At 34.0% G+C, this 15,728-nt stretch carries 17 protein-coding genes; 10 read left to right on the plus strand and 7 right to left on the minus strand.

The features are described from left to right. The first annotated feature begins 2 nt into the window (after positions 1 to 2). Positions 3 to 932, plus strand: coding sequence for a tyrosine recombinase XerC (locus ABL518_RS05690; RefSeq protein ID WP_095742746.1), 930 nt, complete (start codon positions 3 to 5; stop codon positions 930 to 932). Here the strand turns inward: ABL518_RS05690 and ABL518_RS05695 are convergent. The 5 genes from ABL518_RS05695 to grxC form a co-directional block, all read right to left on the minus strand. Next, positions 929 to 2,563: an ankyrin repeat domain-containing protein gene (locus ABL518_RS05695; protein WP_010082463.1), complete on the minus strand. Its 1,635-nt coding sequence runs from the start codon at positions 2,561 to 2,563 to the stop codon at positions 929 to 931. The two genes, ABL518_RS05690 and ABL518_RS05695, sit on opposite strands and share 4 nt — an antisense overlap. Positions 2,564 to 2,648: 85 nt before the next feature. Next, positions 2,649 to 3,596 (minus strand): thioredoxin-disulfide reductase, encoded by a 948-nt coding sequence (trxB, locus tag ABL518_RS05700; protein ID WP_010082462.1) that lies wholly within the window; start codon positions 3,594 to 3,596, stop codon positions 2,649 to 2,651. Beyond that, complete coding sequence (locus ABL518_RS05705) at positions 3,583 to 4,182, minus strand: peroxiredoxin (protein ID WP_012673206.1); 600 nt, start codon at positions 4,180 to 4,182, stop codon at positions 3,583 to 3,585. The genes trxB and ABL518_RS05705 overlap by 14 nt, the downstream gene beginning before the upstream one ends. An 857-nt stretch (positions 4,183 to 5,039) precedes the next feature. Continuing rightward, positions 5,040 to 5,912: a hypothetical protein gene (locus ABL518_RS05710; protein WP_070356897.1), complete on the minus strand. Its 873-nt coding sequence runs from the start codon at positions 5,910 to 5,912 to the stop codon at positions 5,040 to 5,042. A 115-nt stretch (positions 5,913 to 6,027) separates the two neighbouring features. Beyond that, entirely contained in the window at positions 6,028 to 6,366 is a 339-nt protein-coding gene (grxC, locus tag ABL518_RS05715; RefSeq protein WP_007550037.1) for a glutaredoxin 3, read from the minus strand. Positions 6,367 to 6,434: 68 nt separating this feature from the next. Between grxC and ribF the strand changes: the two genes are divergently transcribed. Genes ribF through ABL518_RS05735 form a run of 4 tightly spaced genes read left to right on the plus strand, consistent with a single transcriptional unit; the run spans position 6,435 to position 10,516 of the window. Continuing rightward, complete coding sequence (gene ribF / locus ABL518_RS05720) at positions 6,435 to 7,367, plus strand: riboflavin biosynthesis protein RibF (protein ID WP_010082493.1); 933 nt, start codon at positions 6,435 to 6,437, stop codon at positions 7,365 to 7,367. Next, positions 7,364 to 7,840 (plus strand): signal peptidase II, encoded by a 477-nt coding sequence (gene lspA, locus ABL518_RS05725; RefSeq protein WP_006279329.1) that lies wholly within the window; start codon positions 7,364 to 7,366, stop codon positions 7,838 to 7,840. Before ribF ends, lspA begins: the two co-directional genes overlap by 4 nt. A 29-nt stretch (positions 7,841 to 7,869) precedes the next feature. Beyond that, positions 7,870 to 9,210 carry a M16 family metallopeptidase gene (locus tag ABL518_RS05730; RefSeq protein ID WP_010082492.1) on the plus strand — a complete coding sequence of 447 codons (1,341 nt, stop codon included), beginning with the start codon at positions 7,870 to 7,872 and terminating at the stop codon, positions 9,208 to 9,210. After that, entirely contained in the window at positions 9,197 to 10,516 is a 1,320-nt protein-coding gene (locus ABL518_RS05735; protein WP_010082491.1) for a M16 family metallopeptidase, read from the plus strand. The genes ABL518_RS05730 and ABL518_RS05735 overlap by 14 nt, the downstream gene beginning before the upstream one ends. A gap of 9 nt (positions 10,517 to 10,525) precedes the next feature. Here ABL518_RS05735 and purN read toward each other — a convergent pair whose 3' ends face one another. After that, a complete protein-coding gene (gene purN / locus ABL518_RS05740; protein WP_010082490.1) occupies positions 10,526 to 11,086 on the minus strand; it encodes a phosphoribosylglycinamide formyltransferase in 561 nt (186 codons plus the stop codon). 304 nt (positions 11,087 to 11,390) lie between these two features. On the opposite strand from purN, the gene ABL518_RS05745 reads away from it, so the two are divergent. Further along, positions 11,391 to 11,807, plus strand: coding sequence for a hypothetical protein (locus ABL518_RS05745; RefSeq protein ID WP_010082489.1), 417 nt, complete (start codon positions 11,391 to 11,393; stop codon positions 11,805 to 11,807). Here the strand turns inward: ABL518_RS05745 and ABL518_RS05750 are convergent. Then, entirely contained in the window at positions 11,800 to 12,330 is a 531-nt protein-coding gene (locus tag ABL518_RS05750; RefSeq protein WP_095742747.1) for a Na+/H+ antiporter subunit E, read from the minus strand. The genes ABL518_RS05745 and ABL518_RS05750 overlap by 8 nt on opposite strands. Before the next feature lie 68 nt (positions 12,331 to 12,398). On the opposite strand from ABL518_RS05750, the gene ABL518_RS05755 reads away from it, so the two are divergent. From ABL518_RS05755 to lgt, 4 genes are all read left to right on the plus strand, one after another. After that, entirely contained in the window at positions 12,399 to 14,009 is a 1,611-nt protein-coding gene (locus ABL518_RS05755) for an ankyrin repeat domain-containing protein (RefSeq protein WP_010082487.1), read from the plus strand. A gap of 40 nt (positions 14,010 to 14,049) precedes the next feature. Continuing rightward, positions 14,050 to 14,247, plus strand: a complete 198-nt coding sequence (locus tag ABL518_RS05760; protein WP_010082486.1) for a hypothetical protein — start codon at positions 14,050 to 14,052, stop codon at positions 14,245 to 14,247. 120 nt (positions 14,248 to 14,367) lie between these two features. Next, positions 14,368 to 14,817: an SsrA-binding protein SmpB gene (smpB, locus tag ABL518_RS05765; protein WP_007548863.1), complete on the plus strand. Its 450-nt coding sequence runs from the start codon at positions 14,368 to 14,370 to the stop codon at positions 14,815 to 14,817. 6 nt (positions 14,818 to 14,823) lie between these two features. Continuing rightward, positions 14,824 to 15,615 (plus strand): prolipoprotein diacylglyceryl transferase, encoded by a 792-nt coding sequence (gene lgt, locus ABL518_RS05770; RefSeq protein ID WP_010962823.1) that lies wholly within the window; start codon positions 14,824 to 14,826, stop codon positions 15,613 to 15,615. Positions 15,616 to 15,728 lie beyond the last annotated feature (113 nt).

The raw sequence follows: 15,728 nt of genomic DNA on the forward strand, positions 1-15,728 counted from the left end.
TTGTGGACCTCGGTTCAATCATTGAAAAATGGTATGAGTGGCTGAGGTGCAACAGATCTTATTCACCAAACACTTTAGAGTCATACATGAGGGACTTGAAGGATCTTATAAGTTTCCTAAATACTCACATTGGTGGAGAAGTAAATGTCGGCACTTTGGAAAAATTGAGCGTACCTGAGTTAAGAAGTTGGCTTACCTCTCGTTACGCAAGAGGTGTAAACGCAAGATCCAACACTCGAGCACTCTCAGTAATCAGAAATTTCTTCAAGTACATAAAAAATAACCACAATATAGACAATGAAGCTGTATTTTCCTTATCAAGGCCAATTCAGAGAAGAACTTTGCCCAAAGCATTATCAATACCTGATATAAAAACTTTATTGAAAGAAATGAAACTATCCGATCTGGGCGAATCTTGGGTGGTAAAAAGAGAAATTGCGATTATCGTCCTGCTATATAGTACAGGCTTAAGAATCAGCGAAGCGTTGAACCTTAGGGTTAGTGATATTAACAATGAAAGTTTAATAGTAACAGGTAAGGGAGATAAACAAAGGCAGGTATTCATTCTTCCGGTAGTAAAAAAGTGTATACAAGAATATGTAAAAGCCTGTCCTTATCTTGGCACTAATAATGAAACACAATATCTTTTTTTGGGAGTAAGAAGAAAAAAATTGGGAAGAACTTATGTGGCCAATCGTTTGCAAAAAATAAGGAGAATGTTAAATTTACCAGAAATTTTATCTCCACATGCATTTCGCCATAGTTTTGCTACTCATTTGCTTCAGGAAGATATTGACATAAGATCAATACAACAACTGCTTGGTCACTCAAGCCTGGAAACTACTCAAATTTACACTCACCTCAATTATCAAGATGTTTTTAACATGTACAAAAATTTTCAGCAGGGCCTGGAGAAGAAATCAAAACTTTAACTTCGTTCTAAACCACCAAGCTGAGTGCTTTCAACATCACTAAGTATTGTGTTTGCTTTATATAAACTACAACATCCTAATAAAAAAAAAGCCAGTGCAACTGCTGTAAAGAAAGCACTTATTATCCCTGGATAATCTTCTATTACTAAACATGCAACAACAGTATATACTCCAAGCAATATAAAACATGCAGAAGCGTAGTTGCTCAGTTTTCTACCAGAAGAAATTGCTTGCGAGGATTTTTCGTTTTTATTACTACGGAGCAGTCTATTTTCTGATGAAAGCCTATCTCTTTCTTCCCTTACTTGTTTCAAATCTCTTTTTAATCGTGAAATTTCGACAGTGTCGCTTGCTCTTCCATACACAATTCTATTAAGTCGAGTTACTTCACTATTTAGATCATTGATTTTTGTTTTTTGAGCCGATTTTTCCTGCCTTAAATCTTCTTCTAACTGTGAAATTTTGTTAATGCCTCTCGTTCTTTCGCGTACGACCCTATCCAGCTCTCGTTCTTTTTCTATGAGTTGAGCTTTCGTTCTTTCAAGTTCACCTTTAAGTTCTTGTACAACTTGCTCAGAACCTACCGGTATATCATTCGTACTTGCCAAAGGTTGTAATGTATTTGCAGGAAATTTTTCATTTAGATAATTTGTAATAGATTCGATTGGATTATTAACACCCCTCAATGCAGCAGTAACAATTGCATGACTCATGAAGCAATTATCTTCTACTAATTTTTTTACATCATCTAAATCTTTTTTATTAATAGTAGCGGTTAATCGCTCTGTAATGGCTTGTTCAATTATTTGCTTCACCCACGAATCTTGCTCTATAGCTTGTATTGGCTTTATTTGACTAAAATCTAGCTCTTTATGTTTTAAAAGTTTTGTCAATACTTCTTTGTTATCTGATGTTATTCCTTGTAAACATGATTGAATAATTAAGCTAAGCGGCGTTTCTATTTCTTCATTTCGGCTTCTTTTCCAGCAATTAGGGTTAAACTCTTGATTTAATGGTCTTTTCGCTTGGTAAATGTTTCTGCTAGAAAGAGCACCTAACAACTCGTTTGCTTTTTGTGCTTTTTTAAATTCTAATTTTATTACGCGCTCAAATCCTCTTGCAATACAATCTTCAGGGCTTTTATATTCATAATTTTTGATATCAGTTTTTATATCTGGGTGCGTGAGCAATATTTTTACCACATCTTTAGCCCCAACTTGACAAGCAATATGTAAAGCTGTGTCTTTGCGCATATTAGATGTTGTTATAAATTCTGATATTTCACTTTGTGTACTAGGATCATATCTCGTCCGTGTTGTAGACACAGATTGCTTACTCTGAGCATTAATATTGATACTTCTGTTTTGTATAAGCAATTTAGCCATTTTCTCTAACGTAGCCTGTCCATCACCGCTGACAGCGCAGACATTGACAATAGACATCAAAGGTGTCATGCCCTCCTTATCAAACGCATTAACATCCGCACCTTCTTTCAGAGCTTGTTTAAAAGCTTCCGGGTTTTCGTTATCAATAGCCTTAAATAACTTTTGTGTTGGTTCATCGAGCTGTCTTGAAGTTGTCTGATTATATCTATAACCATTAGTATTTATCCCATCCCCTCCATAAAGCATATTAAACCTACCTAATAATTTACTAATATAATTATGAAAAAGAAAAGGAAAATTGCAAGCGATTTATTCAAAATCCTAGAATTAACTACGACTCTAAAAACTTTTCTGCATCAAGCGCAGCCATGCATCCTGTTCCTGCTGCAACTACTGCCTGACGATATACCTTATCTTGAACATCACCTGCAGCAAACACTCCTGCCCTACTAGTTAAAGTTGTTCCAGGTTTTGTAATGATGTAACCCTGCTCATCCATTTCAACAAAGCCTTTAAAAATACCCGTATTTGGTGCATGCCCGATTGCAATGAACACTCCATCCACTTTTAATTCTTGGGTTTTATCGATCTCTGCTGATTTAATCGCAATACCAGCAACCCTTTTTGGATTTTCTTCTCCAAGAATCTGCTCTATGGTATGGTTCCACATTACTTTTATTTTATCATTTTTAAAGAGCCTATCTTGCATTACTTTTTCCGCTCTTAATTTATCACGCCTGTGTATTAATATCACTTCTTTGGCAAATCGAGTTAAAAATATTGCTTCTTCAACAGCAGTGTTTCCACCACCAATCACAACTACAACTTTATTCCTAAAAAATGCACCATCGCAAGTCGCACAAGCTGAAACCCCATAACCCTGAAATTTCTTTTCACTTTCTAAACCAAGCCACTTCGCTTGCGCACCAGATGCAATGATAATTGCATCTGAATAGTAGTCATTGATATTACCAGAAGATCTAAATCTATACTCATTAAAGTCCTCAAGTTGTTCAACGCTTTTTATCTCATCATCTATTATTTTTGCTCCAACCTTTTCTGCATGAAACCTCATTTGCTCCATTAGTTCTGGACCCTGTATTGAAACAAAACCAGGATAGTTTTCAACATCTGTAGTAATTGTAAGCTGACCACCAGGCTGCATTCCCGTTACTACAATTGGCTCTAAGTTTGCACGTGCTGCATATATAGCGGCAGCATAACCCGCTGCCCCAGATCCAATAATAAGAACTTTTGTACTAAATTTATAATTCTTCACTGTATGAGTTTAGATAATCAGCTACTCCTTCATCGCTTGCCTGCATTGCTGGCTTACCTTTCTTCCACCCTGCTGGACATACTTCACCATGCTCCTCATTATGTTTAATTGCATCAACGATTCTAACGAATTCATCGATATTACGCCCTAAAGGCAAATCATTTATCGATTGATGACGTACAATAAATTTATCATCAATAACAAAAGTTGCTCTCAGCGCAATTGAGTCATCATATAAGACCCCATAGTCTCTTGATATAGACTTTTTGATATCAGACACTAAAGTGTAGCTAATCTCTCCAATACCACCATCATTAACTGGAGTGTTTCGCCATTTATAATGTGAAAATTTTGAATCTACACTTATTCCTATCACTTCAACACCACGCTTTGCAAACTCATTTATTCTATTATTGAGCGATATCAATTCAGTTGGGCAAACAAAAGTAAAATCAAGTGGATAGAAAAAAAGGACAGCATACTTATTTTTTATGCGCTTACTCAGACAGAAATCATCAACAATTTCTCCGTCAGAGAGAACAGATGAAGCAGTAAAATCGATAGCAGATTTTGTTACAAGATTCATAATTAACCTATTCTTTTAAAATAACTTTAATTTTACATCTTGATAAACTTATATGCAAGTTTTCTTTGGTTTTAGTCCTATAAAAACTTCCTAAAATAGCTCTTCTTTTTTACCGATAAGATACAATCCAGGTTGGAATACTGAGTTGGTGAGTATAAAATTCTACGTCATGCCACCGCGAACCGTCATACCGCGATTCATTCGCGGTATCTCTAGATCCCGCTAACAAGTAGCGGGATGACGGTTGTCGTTTAGCTATAAATGTTAAAAAATTTGCCAAACGAAAAAAAAGGCAAAAGAAGCCCCGTGGTTGGCTAATTACTTACATTATACTTTCAAGTATGGCGTTTTTTTATTCTAAACGTTTAATAACCGCGATTCAGTTGCTTTTAAGCCGCAACTAATCTAAATTATAAACATTAAGAAATTTACTAAACAGAAAAAAAGGCAAAAGAAACCCTAGGGTAGCTAGTTATTCACTATCCATTTTTTAAGTTGGCGTTTTTTTATGTTTTAAATGCTTTATAAGCGCATTTTAGCTTATATTAGGTAAAAACCTAGAAGTTTTATAAAGACATAAGGTGCACATAGTGCAAAAAATTAAACATGAGACGCCAGATACGTGAGTTTTTTTGTCATTTAATCTGTACAGAGAAGATAAATAAATAGCTTCAGTTTTATGATAAGGGAGTTGGCGGAGTTTGTCAAGTAAGTTTTTCGCTTCTGCGGGCTACTTGAATAACGGCTACAATGTTCATACAGCTATGTACATAGCTGGAACCCAAAAAAAGAACCAAGTAGCCAAGCTACTTGGATGACAGAAGGTAATATAAGAAGTCTATTGGCTCTCGTATACCTTAGTGAAACTTAACAAGTTTATCTATAGTTTTAGTGATGATTCTTGGAGTATCCGGAGAAACTGCTGAGCTCAGCCTATTTAGTCGCTCTATAGCAAACTCGCTGTTCTCATTTGTTATGAAATCACATAAAATATTTTCTATATCCTTAGTAACACTTTCATGCTTCCTCAGAGGATGATTATGTGGATACCTATTGATGGTTCTGATGCTAGAATACTCAACAAAAGCTTGATCCTTAAAAGCAAGTTGTCTCAATTTCTCTTTGAATTTTCCTTCTTCCTCTTTTGCTAAAAGGCGAGACTTTATCAGTGATTTTATAATCAAATTTATAGCTTGATGCATTTCAGAATGCACTATAACTTTAATGGTATTTTCTTCTACTATACAATCATAAATACTTTTTTCGCTCTTTAGTGACTCTATAAGCGTTCTGCTATTTTGTGAATTCAATTCCAAATTCTCTTCACTCATAGGAGTTATTATGAAGGTGTTCTTACTCACTCTGATGTTAAATTGTGGAGAGCCTTCAGAAAAGGAAAATGCTACATCCTTAAATTCAAGTGCATGATTGTATGCAGCAAAAAGGGTGTGTGCTATAACACTGCTGGGCACCTTCATTCCATGTTTACTCAGGTGGTTCAATACATTTTCAACCTCATGATATGTAAAGTCTGTATCTTTTAGCAATTCAACAACTTCTATGCCGTTGTGTTGTTTATACTCTATTCTCACTTCTTCTGTAAAAAGTGTTTTAGCTGCTATATGTTTATCAAGCACTGTGAAAATCTTGATGAAATTCTCTAAATCTTGTTTGTTAACTAATTCGATACTAATTAAGTTTCTGCTAATAATTGAAATATTTTTTGTCATTTTTTCCCACTAAAAAAACTCACTGAATGAATTGTATTTTTAATTCATTAAGAATTGTTTAAAGTGAGCATACTAGTTTTCATTTACGTATTACACGACAAAACAAGATAAAAAGTTACATAAAATCATCATGTGGTATAACACACTCTCCACATTCATCATTGCTGTTTGTGTAGGTTGTGACATCAGTGTGATTGTCATTATTATTTAGCATATCATCCAACTTTCCTTCTTTTTCAAGATCCATCAATTTGTCACACCCCCCAATGTGCTTATCGTTGATAAAAATCTGTGGAACTGTTCTAACGTTATACTTTGATTTTATGTCGTTAAATAGATCTGAGTTTTTGAGCACATCAATTTCTTCATACTTCACACCTTTTTTATCTAGTAAATCCTTTGCCCTTATGCAGTATGGACAGCCCTTCTTTACATATATCACAACATTTTTCACAATTTATCTCCGTAGCTTACTAAAATATAGTTATTATATATAAGAAACATGTAAAAACATCAAATTGTATGAAAATTATTTATAATTGTGAGCAAGGAATAGAAAATAATATAGCACTAACCTTCGGAAATTTCGATGGCATTCATTTAGGACACGAGTTTGCAATTTCTACTCTAAAGAAGGTAGCACAAGAAAGAGGATTACCCTCTGCAGTTTTAACTTTTGAGCCTCACCCATCAACTGTTTTATTTGGTAGAAACAATTTTAGGTTAATAGACCAAGAACAAAAAAAGGAACTAATCAGCAGCTATGGTATAGATTACTTATATATTATTAATTTTAATAGAGGTTTTTCTGAGGTTAGCTGCGATGACTTTATCAGTGAGATTTTAATAGATAAATATGGCGCTAAACACATAATTGTCGGAGAAAATTGCACTTTTGGTCATAAACGATTGGGTAATATATTAACTCTAGAGAAATATTCTGAAATATATGGATACTCTTTGACTAAATTAGAGCCATTAACAATTGACGGCAAAATTTGCTCTTCTTCTTCAATAAGGGAGTATGTACAAAGGGGCGAAATAGAAATTGCTAATAAATTGCTCGGCAGGCCTTATCAAGTTTCTGGTGTTGTGACAAAAGGTGCATGTAGAGGTAGAGAAATAGGATTTCCAACCATAAATATTCCTATAGAAGATTGCATGATAAAACCTAAGTTTGGCACATATTACGCTAGAGTGACTTTTCCTGATAGTAATCCAAATTGGTTATATGGAGTAGTCAATATTGGTATGAGACCTACTTTTAAGGATCTGAAAAAGCCTATAATAGAAATGCACATATTCGATTTTGATGAAGACGTATATAGTCATAAAGTCAATATACAACTTTTAAAATTCATAAGGTCAGAAAAAAAATTCCATAGTATTGAGGAGTTAACAAAACAGATAAATTATGATATACTTAAAGTTTATAGGTTAAAGGCAAATTTATGAAAAAGTTATGCTTAGTTGTTATATTAATTATAGTATTGATTGACCAAACGAGCAAATTGTACATAAACTCATTGATTGATGAAGGAGAATCAATTGAGATCGCTAGTTTTATAAAACTAGTTGAAGTTTGGAATTCAGGTATTAGTTTTGGAATGTGTAGCGCTTTACCACATGGCGGTTTCTTTTTTTCAGCATTTTCAATACTAATAATTGGTATACTTGCATATTTGATATACAAGTCTGACGATCAGTCAACTTACCTTGGTTTTTCTCTGATGATTGGTGGAGCAATCGGAAACGTAGTTGATAGGATCTATTGGGGAGCTGTATATGATTTCATATATTTTCATATTGATGATTGGTATTGGCCAGCCTTTAATTTAGCAGATTTATCTATAGTTTGTGGAATGTTTACATTGTTATATAAGTGGTATATATACGATATGCTTATTTCTAAACAAAATGAGGAATAAAATAATTGTTTTTATATTAGGTCGAAATAATGCTTCATAAGTTTTTTAGTTTTCTTATACTACCTGTACTTTTTTTTACTTACCCAATTTCTTCGAATGCTTTAAACATAGAGCACAACATAAAATATACTAAACTCAGTAACGGACTAGATGTTTATGTTGTTTCTAATCATCGGATTCCAGCCGTTTTACATGCAGTAATATACAAAGTTGGGGGAATGGATGATCCAATCGGCAAAGCAGGATTGGCTCACTACTTTGAACATTTAATGTTTGAAACTACAGGGAAGTTCACAGATATAGAAGCCACTATGAGTAGCATTGGGGCTCAATTTAACGCATTTACCACTAAAGAATATACCTGTTATTTTGAGTTAATCCCCAAAAAAGATTTACCACTTGCAATGGAAGTTGAAGCAGATAGAATGGGCAGCTTTAATGTTACTCAAGACAAAATAGATAGAGAAAAAAACATCGTATTAGAAGAAAGAAAGATGAGATTTGATAACCAACCTCATAACTTGTTATGGGAAGAAATGGATAGTGCATTTTACCGTACTGGCTATGGTAGGTCTGTTATCGGCTGGGAGAGCGATATCAAAACTTACAATTTGGATGACATAACGAGGTTTCATGATAACTATTATCACTCCGGCAATGCAATATTACTGATTGTGGGTGATGTGGAACTTGATGAAGTAGTGAAATTAGCAGAAGAAAAATATGGCGAAATTAAAGCTAAGCCTGTAATGAGAAATTACCCAAATCAGGATCCAGTGCATAATGCAGGTCTATCGGTGACCTTAGAGAGCACTGAAGTAAAAGAATCAGTTTTATATTTTCGTTATCGTGTTCCCTTATTTGATCACATAAATGAAGCCTCTGCTGCTCATTTAGCGGTTGACATTTTAGGTGGCGGCAAATCCAGCAAACTGTATAAAGATTTGGTTTTAGATAAAGATGTGGCAGTATCAGTGTTTGCTTATTATAATAGCCTAGCTTTTAGTGATGGCTACATTGATATTATGATAATTCCAAAAAGTGGCGCTAATTTAGATATTGTTGAAAGAGAGTTAGATAATGCTATTAATGGCTTCGTATCTAAAGGGGTGACGAGCGAGGAATTACAAAGCTCAAAATATAGGTATAAGGCAGCACAGTTTGATAATCTATCTGACTTAACTCATATAGCGATGTTCTATGTGCCACACCTTGCACTTGGTATTCCACTTGATGAAATAGATATTTCATATAGCAAGATTAATGATGTCAATCTAGAGGATGTAAATAATAAAATCCGTGCTATTTTTTCTGCTAATAAGTTAATTGGTCGTTTATTACCAAAAGGAGATAATAATGAGAATAAGTAAAATTATATTTCTATTTTTTTTCTGTCTAGGCTTTAATTTACAAGCAAGTGGTAACCTAAATATAGAGGAGGTCACTACCCGTAAAGGATTTAAGTTTTTATTTGTAGAAAATCATGATTTGCCAAAAGTTTCACTAAATATATCGTTCAAGGATGCAGGTTATGTGTATGAGAATAAGGAAAAACAGGGGCTTGCTTGGTTTACTTCTCTTGTAATCCAAGAAGGGGCAGGAAAAAATGATGCCAAAGATTTTGCGAAAAAGCTTGAAGATAAAGGGATTAGTTTAAATTTTATTGCTGATTTAGAAGCATTTAGGGTTTCATTAAATACTTTGTCTGACAATCTAGAGGAAGCAATTTCATTACTGAGCGATACTATAATGCGTCCTAAAGTTGACCCTGAAGGGTTGAATAGAGTTTTCGAGAAAGCCAAAGTTGATTTTAATAATCTTGAAAAAAATCCTTATTTTGTTGCTGGAAAAGAATTAGATACGTTATTGTTTAAAAAACATCCTTACTCAAAAAGTGTGTACGGTACTCTTGATACTATAATGAGCATTACTAGAGACGATGTTTTAACATACATAAAGCGTAATTTTGCTAAAGATAACATAGTTATCAGTGTTGCTGGTTGTACAAAAAAAGAAGAAATTATTACGCTATTAGATAAATATTTATCTAAATTGCCGTCAAAAAGATCAAAAGTTAGAAAAATACCTGTAAAAAATAATTTTGGTTCTGCAGAAAGTAAGAATATTTTTATGGATATACCACAGAGTGTGATACTTTTTGCTCAAAAAGGTATAGCTTATGAAGATCCTAATTATTATAACGCTGGTGTCTTAATTGATGCACTTGGTGGCATGAGGCTGAATTCAATATTAATGACAGAACTGAGGCAAAACTTGGGTATTACTTATGGTGTTTATGCAAGTATTATTTCCAATAAACATGGAAATATTATATCTGGATTTATAAGTACTGATAGTTCTACTGCTAGCAAAGCTATATCAGCAGTAAAAGATACATTTAGCAGAATAAAAAAGCAAGGAATTGACGAACAATTGTTCAAGGATGCAAAAATTGGCTTGGTAAATAATCTTGTCCTTTTCCTGTCCAATAACACAAATACAGCAACGCTGCTAGATAATATGCAGATAAATGATCGTGATGTTAACCGTATAAATAATTATGCGAATATCATTAATGATGTTAAATTAGAGGAAGTAAACGAACTGGCAAGTTCTTTACTGGAACCTGAAAATTTATTTTTTGTTGAAGTTGGAAAAAACGCTCAAGGTCAATAATTATTACAGTCATATATCTTCTGCTATTGACCTTACTGCTTCTACATAACACTTATGCTCCTCAGCTAGAATGCGTTCTGAGAGGCTTTGAATATCATCAGCTGGTAACACTGGTACAACAACTTGAGCAATTATGGCTCCAGCATCAACTTCAGGAGTGACATAATGTACAGTACAACCTGTAATTTTTACACCTGCTTTTAGAGCTTGCTCTTGAGCGTTTAGGCCTTTAAAAGACGGAAGTAAAGAGGGATGAATATTTATCACCTTGTTATGCCATTTACTCAGAAAATCAGCTTTGAGAATTCTCATAAACCCTGCAAGGCAAATTAAATCAACCTTATGTTGAACAAGTATTTCGTGAATTTTACCAGCATCAAGCGGTTTATCTTTAACAATAAACGCTGAGATTCCTGCTTGCTCTGCTATTTTCAGACCAGCAGCTTCGCTATTATTTGTGATAACACATGCAACTTCTGCGGAAAAATTCTGATCTTGACATGCTTCTATTAAGGCCTGCATATTCGACCCCCTACCTGAAATTAGTATTCCGAGTTTTATCTTTTTCATTATAGCACAGTTAGTTTAGAATTTAGTTAATACTAACAAAACAGCTCAAAAGGAAAACTTATTTTATAGCAAAGAAGGCAGACTAAACTCTTTATATAAGTGGACCTCTAATTTTGGACCTCACTGGACAACACAAAATAACGAATAGCCCCATGTACCCAGCTAAAACTAGCTTTAATGCTTAGATATTGTGCTATTTTTGTATAATATACTACTATAAGTATATATTTTTGTAATCGCGTTATTATTTATTTAACAAAGTATTAGTATAATTTATTACACTGGATTAAATGGAGAAAGTTCAATGAGTAAATTACCGAACAATGCAAAAATAGGTAAATCTCAGGTTACTCAGTGGGAGGTAATAAAAAATTGTGAATATGCTGATAATTGCTTGTCAAAAATAGTAACTTTGTACGTTATTAGAATAACTCAGCTATCAGATTTTTATACGAGTGACGAACCTGAAATTAACACTGTTTTAGCAAGAATAAGCGTGACAAGTGAAAATGTATTTTTAAACAAGGCTACTACTATTGAAGTTATGGAAGGTATTTTTCCGTATAAATTCAACAGCAAGAAGAGAAATAACGTATTAAGGTTAGAAGATTTGTATAATTATTTATGTTCTATTGTTAACAATAGCCTTCCAAAAGAAATGCTTGAAAGTCTTGTAAGGGAATATAAGGATGCTGTTAACTTATTTAAAGCAATTACTTAACTGAACGTAGTATTTTTAAGATTTTATTTTCTATTTCAGAAATGCCGCTTTCAAGATCTTTATCTATCAAATACATGGTAGAGAAATATGTTTTCTGCTTACTTTCAACATTGATAGTTAAAGTTCCGGGAGTGATTGTGACTGAATTGGCAAATAACGCAATGTTTTCATCATTATGCCCTTTGCATTTTCTTAGAATAATGATTGGCTCAAGCTTAGATTTGAGTTGTAGCACCTTTTTTGTTACATAAACACTTGATAAAATGATTTGGTACATTAACCATGGTATATAACTTACTAACTTATAAAACGACAGTCTACTCGTACTATTTAAAATCTGGCTAAGAGCTCTTTCAGCGTTTATCAACCTTCTAAAGATAAACGATGTGAATATAGAGGAAAACACTCCACAAAAAATAAAAAACGGCTCAAAATAACCAGACAATACAGTCCATAGAACAAATAAAATTATAAATGACAGAGAAAAAAACTTGATTTCCTTCCTAAAGTTGAGGTTTTTCATAGTCTGTAATATAACTTAAATGACTCTTTAAGGAAAGATAATAACGAATATTTAGGTTCTTGACTTCTATGTTAAAAGATATAACAACTAAGTTATGTATTTTAAGTGAGGAAGTTATGAAATATGACAAATTTATGGAAATATTAAAAAAAATAAATGACCTTTCAGATTTGAGCAAGGACAATATAGTTGAAAAAATAAAAGCTAAGTTACAAGAAGAAGATCCAGATCTATGTCAAGAGTGGGAAAAGAGTAAACCTGACAACGATAGTGGATCTGGCATAAATTACATATTTACTATATCTCGTGGTCAAAATTCTAAGGAAGTCAAATTGTTACATCTTGCTTCTTATTGGAACTGTGCAAATGTAGCAAAAGCTCTGATTGAAAACGGGGCAGATATTAATGCAGAACATGATAATAAAATTACTCCTTTACATATTGCTGCTCACTATGGCCACGAAGATGTAGTAACCATTCTAACTGGAAAAGGAGCAATTGTTGATGCAAAAAATGGTGATGGATGGACTTCTTTACATTTTGCTGTTGAAAAGAACCACGAAAATGTAGTAAACACTCTAATTGGAAAAGGAGCAAATGTTAATGCAGAAAATGATAAAGGATGGGCTCCTTTACATCTTGCTATTACAAATGGCCACAAAGAGATAGTACAAGTTCTATCAAAAGCAGAAGGAATCAACGTTGATGCAAAAAATAGTGATGGGTGGACTCCTTTACATCTTGCTGCTGCAAATGGCCGCGAAGATATAGTAGAAACTCTAATTGAAAAAGGAGCAGATGTTAATGCGAAAGATCATTATAAATGGACTCCTTTAACATTTGCTTCTCAAAAAGGCCATGAAGTGGTAAAAGGAGCTCTATTAAAGGCACAAGAGAACATCAAAGCTTTGCTTTCAGCTGTTAAACATAATAATGAGGAGGAGGTGAAAAACCTATTAAATAAAGGAGTAAACGTTAATGCAAAAGATGATGATGGATGTACTCCTTTACATCTTGCTGCCAGAGAGGGCTGCGAAGATGTAGTAAAAACTCTCATTGCAAAAGGAGCAAATGTTAATGCAGAAGGTATTGTGGACGAGACTCCTTTACATCTTGCAGCCAGAGGGGGCCATAAAGATGTAGTAGACATTCTAATCGCAAAAGGAGCAAAGGTTAATGCACAAAATAATAAAAGATATACTCCTTTACATATTGCTGCTGAAAAGAACCACATAGAAGTAGTAAAAATTCTAGTTGAGAAAGCAGATGTTAATGCAGAAGGTATTGAGGACAAGACTCCTTTACATCTTGCTGCTGCAAAGGGCCACGAAGATGTAGTAAAAACTCTAATCGCAAAAGGAGCAAAGGTTAAGGCAAAAAATGGTGATAGACGTACTCCTTTACATCTTGCTGCTAAAAATGGCCACGAAGGTATAGTAAAAGTTCTGCTAGAAGCTGGAGCAGACCCTTCATTAAAAGATGTTGATGGAAAAACGCCAAGAGACCTCACTAAAGATCAAGGTATAATTCAGCTTTTAGAGGAAGCGGAAAAAAAGCAAACGTTAAAAAATGAGAATAAAAAAACGCCAAAGGATCTTACTGAAAATAAAGATGTAATGCAGCTTCCAGAGAAAAAGGAAGAAAAACAAATTGGAAAAAATGCAATTGTGAAAGAATAAAGAACAATCTGCAAAAAATGCAATTGTAAAAGGTGTTATTGTGTGTTTTGTAACTGCAGTGATAGTTGGTGTTGCACTTGCATTTGCTACTGCCCTATCTGTACCAGCAATAATTGGACTAGCTGCAGGATCTGCGCTCATAGTTGGTGCTGGTCAATATATAATGTCAAAGCCTAAACCTGAAATGAAAGAAGTAAAGGAACCTGTGCCTAGAGAGACAGAAAAAGCACTTACTTGATTTTTGTTATCCTGTTGCTATCAGACTAGCCTGGCACCTTATATTTATTGGGATAACTGTTTTATTATGAATTAAGTCAAAAACTCTGTAATATATTGAAGCTTAAAGATATCTTTAGATATGGAAGTTATTGCAGAAAATAGGAAAGCAAGGTTTGAATATTTCATCTTAGAAGAATTTGAAGCGGGTATGGTCTTATTAAGCAGTGAAGTTAAATCGCTAAGAGAAAGAAAAGTAAATATTTCCGACGCCTACGTTGTTGAAAAGAATAGCGAAGTATGGCTGCACAATATGCATATTGCAGAATATAAAGCTGCGAACCGAAAAAATCATAAACCAAAAAGGGAACGTAAATTACTCTTGCATAAAAAGGAGATAAATAAACTAATTGGTCAAATCAAGACTGCTGGGATAACTGTTGTGCCGCTTTCGGTCTATTTTAACGATAAAGGATTTGCAAAAACTAAAATTGCCATTGTAAAAGGAAAAAAACTCTACGATAAGAGAGCAACCATAAAACAGAGAGAGTGGGATCGTGAAAAAAGTAGATTGTCTAAGAATAATTTATAGCAAAATATGTCTTTAAATCCAGTAATTTTCAGCATCGGTCCTGTTTCTATATATTGGTATTCCTTAGCCTACGTTTTGGGTATAGTGTTTGCATATTGGTATTTACATAAGCTAGATGACCAAAAAATATTTACTAAGAATTTTTACGATTCGTTATTAACAGCCACTATTGTAGGTATTATCCTTGGAGGTAGACTTGGCTACGTATTGATATATGATCCAGTTCTTTATATAAGCAACCCTATTGAGATATTGAAGACCTGGGAAGGAGGGATGTCATTTCATGGTGGTGCTATAGGAGTTTTGCTTGCAGTAATAATTTCGTGTAAAAGACATAATATCCCTACATTTTATGCACTGGACCTAGTTTCTTGCGGAGTTCCCATAGGTTTATTTTTAGGTCGCATAGGCAATTTTATAAACGGAGAGTTATTTGGCAGAGTTACAACTATGCCATGGGGTATGGTATTTCCAGAGAGTGGTGATAATTTGCTGCATCATCCAAGCCAGCTTTATGAGGCACTTTTTGAAGGACTGCTACTTTTTGCAGTTGCAAATTCACTGTTTTTCTTAACTAGAATAAGACTGTATCACGGTGCGTTAACTGGTATTGCAGTTATGTGGTATGGAATAGCACGTTTTTTCGTTGAGTTTTTTCGCGAACCAGACTATCAAATTGGCTATTTGTGGCTTGATTTAACTATGGGGCAGTTGCTTTCTATACCTATGGTTTTGCTAGGAATGCTTGTATATCTAGGCGCATTAAATTTAAAATTTAATACGAAATCTGTCACATAGAGAAAAGGTGAGTTCAATAGAAAAATGTAGCCAGAAGCCCCACATTATGCACAATTGTACGAATTTTCTGCGTTGCAGTAGAATGAATCGGTGGGCTTTGTTGCATCGCTAGC

Origin of the sequence: Wolbachia endosymbiont of Drosophila willistoni (assembly GCF_040084705.1) — a bacterium.
GTDB lineage: Bacteria > Pseudomonadota > Alphaproteobacteria > Rickettsiales > Anaplasmataceae > Wolbachia > Wolbachia pipientis.

Bases quoted from the DNA above. Each gene is read 5' to 3' on its own strand.
- ABL518_RS05730 (WP_010082492.1), top strand. From the start codon at position 7,870: ATGCTTCATAAGTTTTTTAGTTTTCTTATACTACCTGTACTTTTTTTT.
- ABL518_RS05735 (WP_010082491.1), top strand. From the start codon at position 9,197: ATGAGAATAAGTAAAATTATATTTCTATTTTTTTTCTGTCTAGGCTTT.
- ABL518_RS05750 (WP_095742747.1), bottom strand. From the start codon at position 12,330: ATGAAAAACCTCAACTTTAGGAAGGAAATCAAGTTTTTTTCTCTGTCA.
- lgt (WP_010962823.1), top strand. From the start codon at position 14,824: ATGTCTTTAAATCCAGTAATTTTCAGCATCGGTCCTGTTTCTATATAT.
- ribF (WP_010082493.1), top strand. From the start codon at position 6,435: ATGAAAATTATTTATAATTGTGAGCAAGGAATAGAAAATAATATAGCA.
- ABL518_RS05695 (WP_010082463.1), bottom strand. From the start codon at position 2,563: ATGCTTTATGGAGGGGATGGGATAAATACTAATGGTTATAGATATAAT.
- ABL518_RS05705 (WP_012673206.1), bottom strand. From the start codon at position 4,182: ATGAATCTTGTAACAAAATCTGCTATCGATTTTACTGCTTCATCTGTT.
- smpB (WP_007548863.1), top strand. From the start codon at position 14,368: ATGGAAGTTATTGCAGAAAATAGGAAAGCAAGGTTTGAATATTTCATC.
- purN (WP_010082490.1), bottom strand. From the start codon at position 11,086: ATGAAAAAGATAAAACTCGGAATACTAATTTCAGGTAGGGGGTCGAAT.
- ABL518_RS05745 (WP_010082489.1), top strand. From the start codon at position 11,391: ATGAGTAAATTACCGAACAATGCAAAAATAGGTAAATCTCAGGTTACT.
- ABL518_RS05710 (WP_070356897.1), bottom strand. From the start codon at position 5,912: ATGACAAAAAATATTTCAATTATTAGCAGAAACTTAATTAGTATCGAA.
- ABL518_RS05755 (WP_010082487.1), top strand. From the start codon at position 12,399: ATGTTAAAAGATATAACAACTAAGTTATGTATTTTAAGTGAGGAAGTT.
- lspA (WP_006279329.1), top strand. From the start codon at position 7,364: ATGAAAAAGTTATGCTTAGTTGTTATATTAATTATAGTATTGATTGAC.